This window comes from Actinocatenispora comari, assembly GCF_017312725.1.
Classification (GTDB): domain Bacteria; phylum Actinomycetota; class Actinomycetes; order Mycobacteriales; family Micromonosporaceae; genus Actinocatenispora; species Actinocatenispora comari.
In genome coordinates this window covers 98468-114479 of the sequence record NZ_BOPO01000127.1, presented here as the reverse complement: position 1 = coordinate 114479, position 16012 = coordinate 98468, and the positions used below count along the sequence as shown (strand labels likewise).

Annotated in this window: 16 protein-coding genes; 6 read left to right on the top strand and 10 right to left on the bottom strand. The window is 74.3% G+C overall.

The genetic code is table 11. From position 1 onward, the window contains the following. The 3 genes from NUM_RS30960 to purD all read right to left on the bottom strand — a co-directional run. The coding region (locus NUM_RS30960; protein WP_207128445.1) for a hypothetical protein at positions 1 to 717 on the bottom strand (717 nt) is incomplete at its 3' end. Between the two features lie 4 nt (positions 718 to 721). After that, on the bottom strand, positions 722 to 1207 hold the full coding sequence (locus NUM_RS30955) for a SigE family RNA polymerase sigma factor (protein ID WP_207128444.1): 486 nt from the start codon (positions 1205 to 1207) through the stop codon (positions 722 to 724). A gap of 202 nt (positions 1208 to 1409) precedes the next feature. Then, positions 1410 to 2672 (bottom strand): phosphoribosylamine--glycine ligase, encoded by a 1263-nt coding sequence (purD, locus tag NUM_RS30950; RefSeq protein ID WP_207128443.1) that lies wholly within the window; start codon positions 2670 to 2672, stop codon positions 1410 to 1412. A 280-nt stretch (positions 2673 to 2952) separates the two neighbouring features. Between purD and NUM_RS30945 the strand changes: the two genes are divergently transcribed. Then, positions 2953 to 3303: a hypothetical protein gene (locus NUM_RS30945; RefSeq protein ID WP_207128442.1), complete on the top strand. Its 351-nt coding sequence runs from the start codon at positions 2953 to 2955 to the stop codon at positions 3301 to 3303. On the opposite strand, the gene NUM_RS30940 is transcribed toward NUM_RS30945, so the two are convergent. After that, the gene (locus NUM_RS30940) at positions 3300 to 4586 is read right to left on the bottom strand and encodes an adenylosuccinate synthase (protein ID WP_207128441.1); all 1287 of its coding nucleotides are present in this window, start codon (positions 4584 to 4586) and stop codon (positions 3300 to 3302) included. The two genes, NUM_RS30945 and NUM_RS30940, sit on opposite strands and share 4 nt — an antisense overlap. Positions 4587 to 4802: 216 nt before the next feature. Here NUM_RS30940 and NUM_RS30935 point away from each other — a divergent pair, with 216 nt between their 5' ends. Both NUM_RS30935 and NUM_RS37495 read left to right on the top strand, forming a co-directional pair. Next, entirely contained in the window at positions 4803 to 5801 is a 999-nt protein-coding gene (locus tag NUM_RS30935) for a diacylglycerol kinase family protein (protein ID WP_225918964.1), read from the top strand. A gap of 130 nt (positions 5802 to 5931) precedes the next feature. Next, positions 5932 to 8109, top strand: coding sequence for a chromosome partitioning protein (locus NUM_RS37495; RefSeq protein ID WP_225918963.1), 2178 nt, complete (start codon positions 5932 to 5934; stop codon positions 8107 to 8109). A gap of 20 nt (positions 8110 to 8129) precedes the next feature. Here NUM_RS37495 and NUM_RS30925 read toward each other — a convergent pair whose 3' ends face one another. Then, positions 8130 to 8474, bottom strand: coding sequence for a winged helix-turn-helix transcriptional regulator (locus tag NUM_RS30925; RefSeq protein WP_225918962.1), 345 nt, complete (start codon positions 8472 to 8474; stop codon positions 8130 to 8132). Between the two features lie 60 nt (positions 8475 to 8534). Between NUM_RS30925 and NUM_RS30920 the strand changes: the two genes are divergently transcribed. Beyond that, entirely contained in the window at positions 8535 to 8849 is a 315-nt protein-coding gene (locus NUM_RS30920; protein ID WP_207128440.1) for a putative quinol monooxygenase, read from the top strand. Here the strand turns inward: NUM_RS30920 and NUM_RS30915 are convergent, their stop codons facing one another. The 3 genes from NUM_RS30915 to fbaA form a co-directional block, all read right to left on the bottom strand. After that, positions 8850 to 9281, bottom strand: coding sequence for a DUF3151 domain-containing protein (locus NUM_RS30915; RefSeq protein ID WP_207128439.1), 432 nt, complete (start codon positions 9279 to 9281; stop codon positions 8850 to 8852). It lies immediately after the preceding gene. Between the two features lie 287 nt (positions 9282 to 9568). Further along, positions 9569 to 10678 (bottom strand): histidine phosphatase family protein, encoded by a 1110-nt coding sequence (locus NUM_RS30910; RefSeq protein WP_207128438.1) that lies wholly within the window; start codon positions 10676 to 10678, stop codon positions 9569 to 9571. Between the two features lie 353 nt (positions 10679 to 11031). Further along, entirely contained in the window at positions 11032 to 12057 is a 1026-nt protein-coding gene (gene fbaA / locus NUM_RS30905; RefSeq protein ID WP_207128437.1) for a class II fructose-bisphosphate aldolase, read from the bottom strand. Positions 12058 to 12437: 380 nt separating this feature from the next. Here fbaA and NUM_RS30900 point away from each other — a divergent pair, with 380 nt between their 5' ends. Further along, positions 12438 to 12674 carry a hypothetical protein gene (locus NUM_RS30900; protein WP_207128436.1) on the top strand — a complete coding sequence of 79 codons (237 nt, stop codon included), beginning with the start codon at positions 12438 to 12440 and terminating at the stop codon, positions 12672 to 12674. Positions 12675 to 12779: 105 nt separating this feature from the next. Here the strand turns inward: NUM_RS30900 and amrB are convergent, their stop codons facing one another. Both amrB and amrS read right to left on the bottom strand, forming a co-directional pair. Further along, on the bottom strand, positions 12780 to 13571 hold the full coding sequence (gene amrB, locus NUM_RS30895; RefSeq protein WP_207128435.1) for an AmmeMemoRadiSam system protein B: 792 nt from the start codon (positions 13569 to 13571) through the stop codon (positions 12780 to 12782). After that, on the bottom strand, positions 13568 to 14788 hold the full coding sequence (amrS, locus tag NUM_RS30890; RefSeq protein ID WP_207128434.1) for an AmmeMemoRadiSam system radical SAM enzyme: 1221 nt from the start codon (positions 14786 to 14788) through the stop codon (positions 13568 to 13570). The genes amrB and amrS overlap by 4 nt, the downstream gene beginning before the upstream one ends. A gap of 192 nt (positions 14789 to 14980) precedes the next feature. On the opposite strand from amrS, the gene NUM_RS30885 reads away from it, so the two are divergent. After that, positions 14981 to 15967: a hypothetical protein gene (locus NUM_RS30885; protein ID WP_207128433.1), complete on the top strand. Its 987-nt coding sequence runs from the start codon at positions 14981 to 14983 to the stop codon at positions 15965 to 15967. Positions 15968 to 16012: the final 45 nt, after the last annotated feature.

Below are 16012 nucleotides of genomic sequence, written 5' to 3'. Positions count from 1 at the left end.
GGCGCGGTCGTAGCCGTACCGGCCGGTGGCGGTGCGGTCGCCGACCCGTACCGCGAGATGCGCGCCGCGCAGGTGCGCCGCCCACCGCGTGTCGCCGGCGGTGTAGGTCGCGACCCGCGTCCCGTACGGGCCGGCCGCGAGCCGGCAGCGCTGCCCGGCCGGGCACGCCGGCAGCGCCCCCGTCGAGTAGGTCAGCGCCAGCCGTACCTCCTGGGTCTGGCCGTCCACAGTGGACTCCCAGGTGCCGTACCAGGCGTTCGCCGAGGCGGCCGCGCTGGCCGGCAGCGCCGTGTGTCCGTCCGCGGGGTACAGGCTGCGCAGCGTCAGCCGCGACCCGTGCGGCAGCGCCGCCCGCAGCGCCGCGTCCAGCCGGTCCGCGGTCGAGCTGCCCCGCTCGGCCGGCGCCGGCGGCGGCCCGGTGCGCTGCCAGGTGCCGAGCACCGCGCCGGCCAGCACCAGTACCACCAGGGCGGCGGTGCCGACCAGCGCGCCGAGGTGGCGACGCCGGCGGTCCTGCCGGGCGGCGACGAGCAGCCCGTCGGAGGTGACCCGCATCGGCGGCTCGTCCGAGCTCACGTAGTCGCGCAACGCCTCGCGCAGCGGCTCGTCCGCCGGGGTCAGGCCGGACGTCTGGTCCGGCGGCTGCCAGCGGTTCGACGCCGCCCACCGGTTCGGCAGCGGATCGCCCAGCGGGTCGGGGGGCAGCTCGTCGCGCATCGCCTCACCGCCCGGACAGCACGCGCTCGCCGAGCACGGTGCGCAGCGCCTGCACACCGCGCGCGGTCTGGCTCTTCACGGTGCCCTCGGCGACGCCGAGCAGCTCCGCCACCTCGGCGACCGACTGGTCCTCCAGGTAGCGCAGCACCACCATGGCGCGCTGCCGCGGCGACAGCATGGCGAGCGCCCGGGCCAGGTCGATCCGGTCCTCGGTGCCCGGCGCGGCGGCCACCCGCTCCGGCACCTCCGGTACGACCTGCTCGCGCCACGCGCCCCGGCGACCGGACAGGAACAGGTTGAGCAGCGTGCGGCGCGCGTACGCGTCGACGGTGGGGCGGCGGATGCTGCGCCAGTGCCGGTACAGCCGGACGAACGTGGACTGCACCAGGTCCTCGGCGGTGTGCCAGTCGCCGCACAGCGCGTACGCCATCCGGCGCATCGCCTGGCCGCGCGCGGCGAAGTACTCCGCGAACTCACGCTCCGTGTCCACCGTCACCTCCCGCCGACGACGGCAGGCTACCGGTCCCGGCCACCCGCCGGCATCCACCGCAAGGACCCGGACCCGGCTTGAGTCCGACTCGGCGCGAGGTCGGCGCCACGGCCGGGGCCAGGCCGGTGCCGGGTCAGCGCCGGGCCAGCGCGGAACGGGCTCGGCGTGGATCGGACTCGGCGCGAGGTCGGCCGGTGTCGGGTCAGTGCGGGACGGTGACGGTGCCCTGCACGGCGGCCAGCGCGATGTCGGAACGGCGCTGCCCGCCCGGCATCGTCACCGACTCGGCCAGCCGGTACGCGGCGGCGCGGGCCGCGGCGAGATCCTCCCCGGTCCCGGTGGTGCACAGCACCCGGCCGCCCGCCGACACCAGCGCACCGTCGTCGCGCCGCGCGGTACCGGCGTGCACCACGCCCGGCGCGTCGGCGCCGCTGATCACCGCACCGGTCGCCGGGGTACCGGGGTAGCCGGCGGACGCCAGCACCACGGTCACCGCGGCACCCTCGCGCCAGGTCAGCGGCGGCTGCTCGGCGAGCCGGCCGGTGGCCGCGGCGTACAGCAGGCCGGCCAGCGGGGTGGTCAGCAGCGGCAGCAGCACCTGCGTCTCGGGGTCGCCGAACCGGGCGTTGAACTCGATCACCTTCGGGCCGTCCGGGGTCAGCGCGAGGCCGCAGTAGAGCAGGCCGTTGAACGTCGCGTCGCGGGCCCGCAGCTCGCCGAGCAGCGGGTGCACCACGTCGCGCAGCACGTCGTCGGTGAGCGTCGGCGGCGCCCACTGCAGCGGCGCGTACGCACCCATGCCGCCGGTGTTGGGGCCAGTGTCGCCGTCCCCGATGCGCTTGAAGTCCTGCGCGGCGAGCATCGGCACCGCGGTGGTCCCGTCGGTGAGCACGAACAGCGACACCTCGGGCCCGGTCAGGTACTCCTCGACCACCACGCTGCCGGCGGTGGGCGCCAGGCAGGCGTCAGCGTGCGCCAGCGCGGCGGCCCGGTCGTCGGTGACCACCACGCCCTTCCCAGCGGCCAGCCCGTCGTTCTTCACCACGTACGGGGCGCCGAACTCGTCCAGCGCCGCCGCCACCTCGGCGGGCTCGGCGCAGCTGCGCGCCCGCGCCGTCGGTACCTTCGCGGCGACCATCACGTCCTTGGCGAACGCCTTGGAACCCTCCAGCCGGGCCGCCGCCGCGGACGGGCCGAAGCAGGCGATCCCGGCCGCCCGGACCGCGTCGGCGACCCCCGCGACCAGCGGTGCCTCCGGGCCGACCACGACCAGCTCGGCAGCGATCTCGGTGGCCAGCGCGGCGACCGCGGCCGGGTCGGTCGCCACGACCTCGCGCAGCTCCGCCACCTCGGCCATGCCCGGGTTGCCCGGCGCGCAGACCAGCAGCTCCACCGCCGGGTCGGCGGCCAACGACAGCGCCAGCGCGTGCTCGCGCCCGCCCGTCCCGATCAGCAGTACCCGCATGCCGGCAGCCTACGTTCCGCAACCCCGGCCGTACCCCCCCGCCCCACACCGGTTCGGGAGGGGTCCTGCGGCGCGGTGGCAGGCTCCGGGCGTACCTGTCGGAGCGACCGAGGGGGCGTCGATGCGCGACCGTCCACCGTTCCAGCCGTCGGCGGTGGGACGCGGCCCGGCTCCGCGGCCGGGATCCCGGCCGCGCCGCGACCACCGGCCGGCCGGTCCGGCCCAACCGGAACCGTCCACGGCGCCGGCCACCCGGCCGGCGGCCGGAACCATCGCCGCGGTGTGCTGGACCGTCGACGGCGCGTTGTGGACCCTTTCCGCCTGGTACGACACGTCGCGGCGGGTGTCGCTCGGCGCCGCGGCGCCGATGCTGGTCGCCGGCCTCGTCGTCGGTTCGATCGGGGTGGCCGTCGTCGTGCTCGGCGTGCTGCTGCTGACCGGCCGGGACACCCGCGTTCCGCTGATCGTCGTCGGCGCGGTCACCGCGTGCGGGTTGTTCACGATCCCGCTGATCGCCGCCGCCATCGTGGCGCAGTACCGACCGGCCGTCGCCGGCTGGCTGCGCGACCGGCGGGCCGACCGGTACGCCGCGTCGGACCCACCCGGCCCCGAGGTGCAGCGAACCCGCTAGAGCAGGTCGTGGCGGACGATGGTCTGGTCGCGGCGCGGGCCGACGCCGACGATCGACACCGGCGCACCGGCGAGCTGCTCGACCCGCTCGACGTAGCGCTGCGCGTTCGCCGGCAGGTCGTCGAACTTGCGCACGTCGGCCAGGTCCTCCCACCAGCCGTCCAGGTGTTCGTAGATCGGCTTGGCGTGGTGGAAGTCGGTCTGCGTCATCGGCATCTCGTCGTAGCGGGTGCCGTTCACGTCGTATGCCACGCACAGCGGCACCCGGGGCAGCCCGGACAGGATGTCGAGCTTGGTCAGCACCAGGTCGGTCAGCCCGTTGACCCGGGTCGCGTACCGGGCGACGACGGCGTCGAACCAGCCGGTGCGGCGCGGCCGGCCGGTGGTCACGCCGTACTCGCCGCCGACCTTGCGCAGGTGCTCGCCGTTCTCGTCGAACAGTTCGGTCGGGAACGGCCCGGCGCCGACCCGGGTCGCGTACGCCTTGGAGACGCCGACGACGCGGTCGATCCGGGTCGGCGGGATGCCGGAGCCGACGGCGGCGCCGCCCGAGGTCGGGTTGGACGAGGTGACGAACGGGTAGGTGCCGTGGTCCAGGTCGAGCATGGTCGCCTGGGCGCCCTCCATCAGCACCGTCTTGCCGGCGGTCAGCGCCTGGTCGAGCACCAGCCGGGTGTCCGCGATGTACGGGCGGAGCCGCTCGGCGTACTCCAGGTACTCGGCGCACACCGCGTCGGCGTCGATCGCCTTGCGGTTGTACACCTTGACCAGGACCTGGTTCTTCTCCCGCAGCGCGCCCTGCAGCTTCTGCGCCAGAATGCCCGGGTCGAGCAGATCCTGCATCCGGATGCCGATCCGCGCGATCTTGTCGCCGTACGACGGGCCGATGCCGCGGCCGGTGGTGCCGATGCGCTGCACACCCAGGTACCGCTCGGTCAGTTTGTCCATGATCCGGTGGTACGGCATGATCAGGTGCGCGTCGGCCGACACGAGCAGGTTGCTGGTGTCGACGCCACGGGCGGCGAGCCCGTCCATCTCCTCCAGCAGCGCCTTCGGGTCGACCACCACGCCGTTGCCGATGATGGTCACCACGCCGGGCGTGATCACCCCGGACGGCAGCAGGTGCAGCGCGAACTTCTCGCCGTCCGGCGTGACGATGGTGTGCCCGGCGTTGTTGCCGCCCTGGTATCGCACCACATAGTCGATTCGGTCCCCGAGCTGGTCGGTTGCCCGACCCTTGCCCTCGTCGCCCCACTGTCCACCGACGACCACGATCGCTGGCATGCGTCCGCCCTCCTGGCGCCTCCCGCTACACCGGAACCATAGAGGTCGCGGGCCGGTGGGCTGCCGCCGCCCACCGGCCCGACCAGGTGTCGGGCCTGCGCGAGAATCCCGCGGGCCGGTGACGATGCCGACCCTGGCGCCGGCCGCCCCCGCGGAGCCTGCCACCGTGGTACCGAGCGACAGCCGATCCGCGGACCGGTGTACGGGAGGAACGACGTGGGCGACCAGGTGGTACTGCTCGGCCTCGGCCAGGGCGACGACGCCGGCGACGACTGCGACAGCTGCGGTACGAGCGGGGCGGTGTGCGGTGCCGACAGCGCGGGCTGCGGCAGCGACGCCGCGAGTTGCGGGTCCGGCGCGGGCGGCTGCGGCGGGCACGGCGAACCGCCGACGCCGCGCGCCGCGGTACTGGCCTGCCGGGACGCGCTGCGCGCCGGCGGCGCCGAGGTCAGGCTGGTGGAGGCGAACTCGGACGCCGAGATCGACACCGTACTCAAGGAGACGGTGCTGGCCGACGGCAAGCTCGTCGTGGTCGGCAACGACGACGGCGAGGCCCGCGCGGTGGTCCGCCGGCTGGTCCGGCGCTGCGCGCCACCGCCCAGCAAGCGCCCCGCCGACCTGCCCACCGACCGCACCCTGCCGGATCTGCCGCCGATCGGCCTGCTGTCGCTGGACCGCAACGGCACCGACGACCTGGTCGCCCGGCTCGGCCTGCCGCGCGACCCGGCCGCGGTGGCGGCCGCGGTGCTCGCCGGTCGCACCGCCCGCTTCGACCTGCTGCGTACCGACGGCGGTTCGGTGACGCTGCACGGCGCGCTGCTGGGTGGTGCGGACGAGGACGGCCGACCGGTACCGTGGCGCGCCGTGGTCAACGTGGACGACGCGGTGCTGTCCGACGGCACCGATCCACTGCTGCTGTGCACGGTGGTCAACGCGCCCGGCGGCAGCTACACCGAGGTCGACGGGCTGCCACTGGTCACCGCGGCGGATCCGGCCGACGGCTCGGTCGACGTCGCCGTGGCGGTGCTGCGGTACGTGGGCAAGCGCTGGCTGGGCAACCGGCGCGCCCGGGTCGAGGTACGCCGGGCGCACGGCCGCGCGGTCGCCGTGACGCCCACCGAGGACGTACCGTTCGTCGACGACGCGGTGACCGGCACGCTGACCCGCAAGCGCACCTGGTGGGTGGAACGAGGTGCGTGGGCGGTGTACCGATAGAACTGCTAGATCTGTCTCGGTCAGGTTCTGCCAAATCTGCGTCGGCCGGACGAATGGCCGACAATATCGAGTAGTGCGCTCACCGTCCGCGACCACTCGTCGCGGACCGTACAGGTCACAGGGGGAACTGGTGGAGGATTCCCGCACCGGTCGGCAGTCGACCTCGTCGCCCGCGGATGACGGTGCCCGAACCACCGTCCCGCCCCGCCGGGACGGCGCCGCGACAGCCGGTGCGCCGAACGACGGCGCGCCCGGGCCGTGGCCACCGGTACCGCCGGGGTCCGTCTCCGACGACCCGACCCCGACGGCCCAGCTGGACGACACGGCCCCGCCGGCCGGCCCGGACGCGCCCTGGCCGCCGCCGGCGCCGGACGCGGACGGTTGGGCCGGTACCGATCCGGGCGGCGCGGGCTGGCCGGTGGCCGACACCAACCCGTGGTCGCCGTTCTCCGAGCCCGCTCCGGCCGGTGGCGCCGGGTCCGACTGGCCCGCGTTCCAGCCCACCGACGGCCGGCCGACCACCGCGGACTGGTCGCAGCAGCCGGCCGGCGGCACCGACACCGGCTGGCCCGAGCCGCCGGACGTCGATCCGTTCACCGGTGCGGGCGCCGGCTGGCCGCAGTTCGCCGGCCCGGCACCCGCCTCGCCGCAACCCGGCGCGCCGGCGACCCGGCCCGGCGACGCGCCGTACGACCACACCCAGGACGGTGTCTTCGACCAGCTGGCGCTGCCGCCGCTGGCCGAGCCGCAGTCCGGCCCGCCGGCGAGCCGGCGCGGCACGCCGGGCCCGGTCGGCCAGGGCGCCGCGGGGCCGGCCGCACCGAGCCCGAACGGTTCCGCCGGCCCCGACCAGCAGCACGCGGCATCGCAGCCCGGCCGAACCCAGCCCGGGCAGAACCAGGACGGCCCGATGCCGACCGGTCAGGTGCCGCCCGGTCCGGCGCAGAACGGTCCCGCGCAAGGCAGTCCGGTGCAGGGCAGTCCGGCACAGAGCAGCCCGGCACAGGGCAGCCCGGCGCAGAGCGGCGGCCCGGCCCAGGATGGTTCCGCGCCGGGCGGTCCGGCGCAGGGCGGGTCCCCGCAGGACGGCTCGGCCGGGGGTCCGGTGCAGGGCAGTCCCGCGCCGCCCGGTTCGGGGCAGGGCGGCGGGCCGAACCAGGGCGCCGGGCAGTCGGCGGTCGATCCGGGGCAGCAGTGGCCGGCGGCACCGCAGCCGGCACAGCCCGGGTACGACGCGTACCCGCCGCAGCCGGGCTGGGGCGCCGCACCGACCCCGCAGCCCGGCGGGCAGCAGTGGGGCGCCGGCCAGCAGTACCAGGCCGGGCCGTACCAGCAGCCCGAGCAGCAGCCGCAGTACCCGATGCCGGGGGCGGACCACGCGCCGACCGCGGACGACTTCGCCCAGCGCCGCGCCGCCCGGCCCAGCGACCCGGTCGCCGCCCAGGGCGTACGGCGGGCGGTGCGGGTCGGTTCGTTCGGGCTGATGAAGCTCGGTCCGGGCCGCAAGGAGCAGGAGCAGCGGCACGCGGTCGAGATGGTGCGGCGCAACTTCGGCGGCCTGCGGCAGATCACCGTGATCAACCCGAAGGGCGGCGCCGGCAAGACCGTCGCGGTGCTGATGGTCGCGATGACGTTCGGCCAGAAGCGCGGCGGCTACGTGCTGGCCTGGGACAACAACGAGACCCAGGGCACCCTGGGGATGCGCGCCGCGCAGGACTTCCACAACCGTACGGTGCGCGACCTGCTCCGCGACCTGGCGCACTTCCGCGGCCCGACCGGCCGGGTCGGCGACCTCTCCCAGTACGTGCGGTCCCAGGGCGAGGCGATGTTCGACGTGCTGGCGTCGGACGAGTCGGCGACCGCCGGCGAGATGCTCACCGCGGCGGCGTTCCACGACATCCGCGAGGTGGTCAGCCGGTTCTACAAGCTGATCGTGGTCGACACCGGGAACAACGTGCGCGCCGCGAACTGGCAGTCTGCGATCGACGCCACCGACCAGCTGGTGGTGTGCATGTCGGCCCGCAACGACTCGGCCGAGACGGCCGCCCGGGCGCTGGACCACCTGGAGCAGACCGGCCGGCACGACCTGGTCCGGCGCGCGGTCACCGTGGTCTCGATGCCGGCGCACCGCAAGGACCTCGACCTGCCGGCGGTGCAGCGGCACTTCTCCGCGCGCACCCGGGCGGTGCTGCTCGCGCCGTACGAGAAGCTGCTCGACTCGGGTGAGCCGATCCGCTACGCGGGGCTGTCCCAGTCCAGCCGGGACGCCTGGCTGAAGATCGCCGCCGCGGTCGCGGAGGGACTCTAGGGTCCGACGCGGCCCGGCCGCTAGGAGATCGGGTCCAGCGGGATGGCGTGGCGGGTGGCGTGGGTGGTGCCCCAGTCGTACAGCGCCTGGAGGACGGGGGCGAGGCTGACGCCCTCGTCGGTCAGCCGGTACGAGACGGGTGCCGGCACGCCGTCGTGCACGGTGCGGCTGATCAGCCGGGCGCGCTCCAGCTCGCGCAGCCGCTGGGTGAGCATCTTCTCGCTGACGTCGGGCATCCGGCGGCGCAGCTCGCCGTACCGGTGCACGCCCTCCTTCAGGTGTGCCAGGATCACCGCCGTCCACCTGCGGCCGATGACGTCCATCGTCAGCTCGACCGGGCAGTGGTAGGCGCGGGCGGCACTCACCGGGCACGCACCGGAAAGTGCGTTCTTGCGGCCGCGCCGGCCCGATGTTTCGCTGGCTTCATGATCATCGAGTACACCCGCTATCGCATTCCGGTTGCCGACGCCGAGGCGTTCGAGGCCGCGTACGCCCGCGCGGCGGTGCCGCTGGCCGGTGCGCCGCAGTGCGTCGACTACGAGCTGACCCGCTGCGACGAGGACCCTGAATCGTACGTCCTGCGCATCACCTGGACCTCCGCCGCCGACCACCTCACCGGCTTCCGCGGCAGCCCCGCCTTCCGCGCCTTCTTCGCCGAGATCAAGCCGTACTTCCCGGCGATCGAGGAGATGCGCCACTACACCCGCACCGCCGTGGCCGGCTCAGGCGCCGGCGCCTAGCTAACCGTCCAGGGCGTCGGCGGCGGAGGGGTCGCAGTCGCGCAGGAAGGTGGCGCAGCGGGCCGCCTCGTCCGACTCGCCGATCTCGCCGGCCGCCTGTCCGAGGGCGTGCAGGCAGCGCAGGAAGCCGCGGTTCGGCAGGTGCGACCACGGCACCGGGCCGAACCCCTTCCAGCCGTTGCGGCGCAGCTGGTCGAGCCCGCGGTGATAGCCGGTGCGCGCGTACGCGTACGCCGTCACCACCGCGCCGCTCGCCAGCGCGCGCTCGGCCAGTTCGGCCCAGGCGGCGCTGTACGCCGGGAAGTGGGCGGCGACCGCGGCGACGTCACCGTCGTCGCGCACCGCGGCGGCCAGCTCGGCGTCCGGTTCGGGCTCCTCGGCGAGCAGGGTCGCCGGCGGTTCCGGCAGCAGGTTCTGGTGCGACACGCTCATCCGCCAATCGGTACGACATCTCCGGGCACCCGACATCTCCGGGCACCCAAACGCTACCCGCCACGCGGGACGGCCGTCCCGGCGCCGGGACCGGGCGACGGCGCCGGGGCTGCGACCACCGCACGGAGGCGTGCCGGTACCGACGGCGAAGCTGCGGCGGGCGTGTAACACGGGGCCGGCACGGCCCGACGTACCAGGTGTCCGGAGCCTCCCCAGGACCCGGTATGACGGTGGCCCGCCGCACTCGCGACGGGCCACCGTTCTCGTCTGCCGGGGCGTCGACGCGGTCAGGACACCCGGACCCGGCGGCGCGGCTCGGTGCCGGCGGCCGGCAGCGCGGACAGCGCGTTGTGCCCGTCCACGTTCGCGAGCACGACGTGCGGGTCGTCGAAGCCGAAGTCGAGCCCGCTGATCAGCCAGCGCCCGTCCGAATCGCCGTCCTCGACCAGGTCCAGCAGCCGGAGCGGGTGCCCGACCACCGGTTCGAGCGGCGGCAGCACGTCGGCCCGCCAGCACAGCCGCAGGCTCTCGTCGCCGGCGTCGACCGGCTCGGTCGGGTCGAGGTCGTCCCAGCTCAGCGAGCACTCCCCGGTACGCCGGTGGCAGGCGGTGAGCCGCTCGCCGGCGAACTGGAACACCACCGGCCCCTCGCTGTACCACTCGTCGAGGTCGCGGTCCCACAGCACCCAGGTGTGCTCCAGCGGCCGGCCGGCCAGCCGGGACAGCCGCTCGCCGTGCACGTCCAGGATCTCCCGGGCGGTGTAGAGCCAGCGCGGCCGGTACCCGCCGACCTGGTGGATGAACGCGCCGGTCGGCGCCTCCGGGGTGGACAGGTGCCGGTCGTCGGCGAACTGCTCCAGCGCCGGCGCGGCGTCCGTGTACCGCACCGTGGTCAGCGAGCACGGCGCGACGCCGCGGGTGAGCAGCTCCGGCCGGTCGGCGAGCGGTGCCTCCCCGAACAGGGTACGAACGAGGTCGACGGTGACGCCGCCGTGCGAGACGACCACCGTGTTGCCGCGATCCTCGGCGTGCTCGCGCAGGAACCCGGCGAGCCGGTCGCCGGCGTCCCGGGAGCTGTCCCCCCACAGCGGCCGGTAGTCCCGGTCGGCGGTGGAGCGTTCCCATTCGCGCTGGAAGGTGTCGAACGGCTGGCTGCCGTCCCAGCTCATCCGCTCCCGCAGCCGCGGGTCGGTGCGCACCGGCAGACCGAGCACCGCGGCGATGATCTCGGCCGTCTCCCGGCTGCGCCGCAGCGGACTGGCCCAGACCTGGGTGATGCCCCTGCCTCGCAGGCACGAGCCGGTCCACAGCGCCTGGGCCCGCCCGGTGACGGTCAGCCCCGGGTCGCCTCCCCTGCGTTGTTTCTCGCCGTGCTGGACGAGGTAGAAGGTGCTCATCCCCCCAGAAAGCCAGTCTCGCTCACGACGCCGCGACCCCATTCCGTATCACGAAAGATCACCATGCCGGCTGGCCCCGGACCCGGCACCCGGTCGAACCCGCAGGGTCGGCCCGCTGGCCCGTCCCACCTCCGCACCGCGAGACCGCCGGGGCAGGGTCTCGGAACGATCCCAGGGCCCGTCTCGGCGCCGCACCGGCAGCCCGCAGCGACGCCGTGACAGACCCTAGGTCCGACCGAGTGCCGTTCGTACCACACTTTCGGTTGTGTTGGCGAGTCGGTGTGTGACGCTCGTTACGCAACTCGTGTCCGGCGTTTCCGGACCGCTCCCGAAGGCCCGCTGCGGGCCTCCGGTCACTTCGCCAGCGTCGTACCGGTGGAGCGCAGCGCCTCGCAGGCCGCCTGGACCCGCTCGGCCATGCCCTGCTCGGCCGCCTTGCCCCAGGCCCGCGGGTCGTACTGCTTCTTGTTGCCGACCTCACCGTCGATCTTGAGCACGCCGTCGTAGTTGCGCAGCATGTGGTCGACCACCGGCCGGGTGAAGGCGTACTGCGTGTCGGTGTCGATGTTCATCTTGACCACGCCGTAGTCGACCGCGGCCCGGATCTCGTCCAGCGTCGAGCCGGACCCGCCGTGGAACACCAGGTCGAACGGGCGCTGCTGGCCGACCTTCGCGCCGACCTCGTCCTGGATCTGCTTCAGGATCTCCGGCCGCAGCTTCACGTTGCCCGGCTTGTACACCCCGTGCACGTTGCCGAACGTCAGCGCGGTCAGGTAGCGGCCGTTCTCGCCGGTCCCCAGCGCCTCGACGGTCTTCAGCCCGTCGGCCGGCGTGGTGTAGAGCTTGTCGTTGATCTCGCCGACGACGCCGTCCTCCTCGCCGCCGACCACGCCGATCTCGACCTCCAGCACGATCCTCGCCTGGTGCGCCTGGGCCAGCAGCTCCCGGCCGATCTCCAGGTTCTCGTCCAGCGGCACCGCCGAGCCGTCCCACATGTGCGACTGGAACAGCGGGTCCTCGCCGCGCGCCACCCGCTCCGCGGAGATCGCGAGCAGCGGCCGCACGTACGAGTCGAGCTTGTTCTTCGGGCAGTGGTCGGTGTGCAGCGCGATGTTGACCGGGTACTGCTTGGCCACCTCGTGCGCGTACCCGGCGAGCGCGACCGCGCCGGACACCATGTTCTTGATCGTCGAGCCGGACAGGTATTCGGCGCCGCCCGTGGACACCTGGACGATCCCGTCACTGCCGGCCTCGGCGAAGCCGCGCAGCGCGGCGTTCAGCGTCTGCGACGAGGTCACGTTGATCGCCGGGTACGCGAAGCTGCCGGCCTTCGCGCGGTCCAGCATCTCGGCGTACACCTCGGGCGTGGCGATGGGCATGAGCGCTCCTTGAGCTGTGTCGTGTCTCGGTCGAGTCTCGCGGGTGTGACCCCGGCACGGGGTCGACACCGGAAGATGGACGCCGCTGTCCCCGGCACGGTCGATCCTGCGACCGGCCGTACCGCGCCGTCGAGTATTCCGCACATTCGCCGGCCCGGTGACGTTCGGCGGCCCCCTGACGTTCGCTGGCCCTTGACGTTCGGCGGCCCCTGACGTTCGGCGGCCCCCTGACGTTCGCCGGGCGGCCCGGCGGGTACCTCGGTGAGGCGCTGCGGGCGGCCGGGTACCCGGTTACGGTTGAGGCGCACACGCAGCGACAGCGGCACGACGCCCGCGCCGGCGCGTACGGCACCGGCGAACCGATCTGCGGAGGTGACGCGGTGACCGAGCCGGAACTGGCACCCGACCAGGAGCGCGACCCGAGCGAGTACCGGCCGGAAGAGACACCGGTCGCCGCGCGGATCGAGGCACCGGACGCCGACTCGCCGGACGACGAGCGGCCCGCCGAGCCGGCCGACGAGGACGAGCCCACGCCGGACATCGGCCTGGAGACGCCGGTCGACGACACCCTGGAACAGTCCCGCACGGTCCCCGACGACCCCGACGACTACCGCTGACCGGATCGTCCGGCGAAGCGCCGACCCTCCCGGCCAGAGTGCACTACTTCGGCCGAAACGTCCGAGGAACGTGCTGGCGCCACGGTCCAGCGCGCGGTAGTGCGGTCAGGAGAGGGCGAAGGCGGCGTAGCCGACGACCCGGTCGGGCGGGCCGATGGTGTCGGCGGAGGTGGCGTAGCCGAGCAGCCGCGGGGTCCAGCCGGCGCGGGCGGCGAGCGCGGTCAACCCGCGCAGGCCGAACACGCCGCAGGCGTCCCGCACCCCGATCCGGTCCGGTGCCCGCTCGGTGACCGCGCGGATGGTGCCGGCGTCCTGCTCGCGCGCCTGCGCGTCCGGGTGGTAGTGGGACAGGTCGGTGGAGCACAGCAGCACGGTGCCGGGGCGCCGGATGCCCGCGGCGAGCAGGTCGGCGACCGCGTCCGCGGGCGTCGGCCCGGCCACCACCGGCAGGATCGGGGTGCCCGGCGTGAGCACCGCCTGCAGGAACGGGACCTGTACCTCCAGCGAGTGCTCCGGCTCGTGCGGCTCGTCGTTCGCCGCCGCGACACCGGCCTCGACCAGGGTGTTGCGCCCGATCGCGTCGAGCGGGACCTCGCCCAGCGGGGTGGCCCATTTGTCCACTGTGGATACCGCGCAGCCGGTCAGCCGGACGAAGTGCGCCGGGCCGATCAGCAGTACCCGGGCGATCCGCTCGGCGTGCGCCGCGAACCGCGCGTACACCAGGGCGGCGGTGGGCCCGGAGAACCGGTAGCCGGCGTGCGGCACCACGTACGCCGGGGCGAGCGCCTCGCCGGCCGGCACCGCCACGCCGGCGAGCAGCGAGTCGACCAGGCCGCGCAGGCTCTCCGGGTCGGCCGGGTAGAACTTCCCGGCCACCGCCGGCGGGCGCACCGTCACCGGGCACCGCCGGTACCGGCCGGGGCGCGGCGGTCGTGCGGGCCGAGGCCGCCGCGCTCGACCAGCCGGACCGGCTGCCGGCGGGAGCCCCAGTCGCCGGGCGGGCCGTCGAACACGCCGGCCACCGACGCTCCACAGTGGACACAGTGACCGTCGTCGGTCAACCGGTACTCGCCCAGCACGTACCAGTCGCGCACGATCACCGGTTTCCCGCAGGACGGGCAGTACGTGGTCTGGCCGTCGGCGTCGTGCACGTTGCCGGTGTAGACGTGGTGCAGGCCGCGCTCGCGGGCGATCCGCCGGGCCCGGCGCAGCGTCTCCGGCGGGGTGCGCGGGATGTCGCGCATCTTGAAGTCCGGATGGAACGCGGTGAAGTGCAACGGCACGTCCGACCCGAGATGTTCGGCGAACCAGTCGCACTGCTTCGCGATCTCGTCGTCCGCGTCGTTCTGGCCGGGGATCAGCAGCGTCGTCACCTCGAACCAGACGTCGGTCTCGCGCAGGTGGTCGAGCGTGGCCAGCACGTTGTCCAGCTTGCCGAACGTGACCTTGCGGTAGAACCGCTCGCTGAACGCCTTGAGGTCGATGTTCGCCGCGTCCATGTGGGAGTAGAGATCCCGGCGCGCGTCCTCGTTGATGTACCCGGCGCTCACCGCCACCGCCTTGATCCCGCGCTCCCGGCAGGCGTCCGCGACGTCCATCGCGTACTCCAGGAAGATCGTCGGATCGTTGTACGTGAAGGCGATCGAGCGGCAGCCCAGCTGCTCGGCCGCACGGGCCAGCGCCTCCGGGCCGGCGGCCGAGGTCAGCGTGTCGATCTCGCGCGACTTGGAGATGTCCCAGTTCTGGCAGAACCGGCAGGCCAGGTTGCAGCCGGCGGTGCCGAACGACAGCACCGGCGTACCGGGCAGGAAGTGGTTCAGCGGCTTCTTCTCGATCGGGTCGACGCAGAACCCGGAGGACCGGCCGTACGACGCGAGCACGATCTGGTCGTCGACCCGCCCGCGCACGAAGCACAGCCCGCGCTGCCCCTCGTGCAGCTTGCAGGCGCGCGGGCACACGTCGCACTGGATCCGGCCGTCCGGCAGCCGGTGCCAGTAGTCGGTGGCCACCGTGAACGGATCGTCCAGGCTGAGCCGGTCGGCGTCGTCCGACCTCGGCCCGGTCTCGGCGCCGCGCCGGCGCGGCGGGTCGACGTCGACCTCGGTGCTCCCCATCGGTCCCACGCTAGTCCGCGACCGCCGGGCAGGCCAGGCACCGGCCGGGCGGCGGCGCGGCCCCGTCGGACGGCGATCGCGCGGCCACCGGGCAGGACATTTGTACCGGCGGAGTCCGGATCGACGACTCTGCCCGGGATGGGTGCCGCAGCGCGAGGCTGGGCTCGATCGTTTCGGCGGAGGGTGATCGAGATGTGGCGACGAATCGCACCGGCGTGGGTGCTGGTCCTGCTGGCCCCGTTCGTGGGGGAGTTCCTGCTCGGGAACACGACGCTGAGCGCGGCGTTCGCGTACCCGATGGACGCCGCCATGTACGGCGCGGGGGCCGTGCTGGTGCGCGAGGTGACCCGGCGGACCGGCCGCGGCTGGCCGACGATGCTGGCGCTGGCCGCGGCGTACGGGCTGGTCGAGGAGGGGTTCGCGGACATGAGCCTGTTCAACCCCAGGTTCGCCGGCCTGCACCTGCTCGGCCCCGGCAACCTGTTCGGGATCGGCTGGACCTGGTGGTTGTTCGTGCTGACGCTGCACGTGGTGTGGAGCATGGGCGCCTCCATCGCCCTCACCGAAGCGCTGTACGCGCGTCGCGGCACCGGGCCCTGGCTCGGCCGGGTCGGGCTGACGGTGACGGCGGCGGTCTTCGTCGCCGGCGTCGCTCTCGTGCACGTCACGTTCCGCGGCGGCCTCCCGTCGTTCCCGGCGTACGAGCTGTCGGTCGGCCAGGTGGCGCTGACCGCGGTCGCGACGGCGCTGTGCATCGTGGTCGCGTTCCTGTTCCCGCGGGTCGACCGGCGCCGTCGCACCGGTACCGGCCGGGTGCCGGCACCGTGGCTGGTGGCGCTGCTCGCGGCGGTGGCTGGTGCGGTGTTCGAGCTGACGAACCACGGCCTGCCCGGCGGCTGGCCGATCCCGGTCGACCTGGTGCTCTACGCCGCGGTCGCGGCGCTGCTCGTCGCCTGGTCCCGGCGTACCAGCTGGACGGCGCGGCACGCGTTCGCCTCGGCGGCCGGCGCGCTGCTGGTGTACTGCGTGGTCGGCTTCGTGGCACAGCCGAAGCACGGCGTCGACCTGGTCGGGCAGGTCGGGTTCGTGGTGTTGACGCTGGCGCTGACCGCCCTCGCGGCGGGCAAGACCGCGGCCACGCCGGTAGAGACACCGGAGCCGGCCCGGACCGCCGCCTGACCCGCGCGAGAGACCGGCGGCGGGGAGAGGCTTCGGCGCCGGTCT

Excerpts from the sequence above, each read along its gene's own strand:
- purD (WP_207128443.1), bottom strand. The coding sequence starts at position 2,672 with ATGCGGGTACTGCTGATCGGGACGGGCGGGCGCGAGCACGCGCTGGCG.
- NUM_RS30940 (WP_207128441.1), bottom strand. The coding sequence starts at position 4,586 with ATGCCAGCGATCGTGGTCGTCGGTGGACAGTGGGGCGACGAGGGCAAG.
- NUM_RS30920 (WP_207128440.1), top strand. The coding sequence starts at position 8,535 with ATGATCATCGAGTACACCCGCTATCGCATTCCGGTTGCCGACGCCGAG.
- NUM_RS30915 (WP_207128439.1), bottom strand. The coding sequence starts at position 9,281 with ATGAGCGTGTCGCACCAGAACCTGCTGCCGGAACCGCCGGCGACCCTG.
- NUM_RS30910 (WP_207128438.1), bottom strand. The coding sequence starts at position 10,678 with ATGAGCACCTTCTACCTCGTCCAGCACGGCGAGAAACAACGCAGGGGA.
- fbaA (WP_207128437.1), bottom strand. The coding sequence starts at position 12,057 with ATGCCCATCGCCACGCCCGAGGTGTACGCCGAGATGCTGGACCGCGCG.
- amrS (WP_207128434.1), bottom strand. The coding sequence starts at position 14,788 with ATGGGGAGCACCGAGGTCGACGTCGACCCGCCGCGCCGGCGCGGCGCC.
- NUM_RS30885 (WP_207128433.1), top strand. The coding sequence starts at position 14,981 with ATGTGGCGACGAATCGCACCGGCGTGGGTGCTGGTCCTGCTGGCCCCG.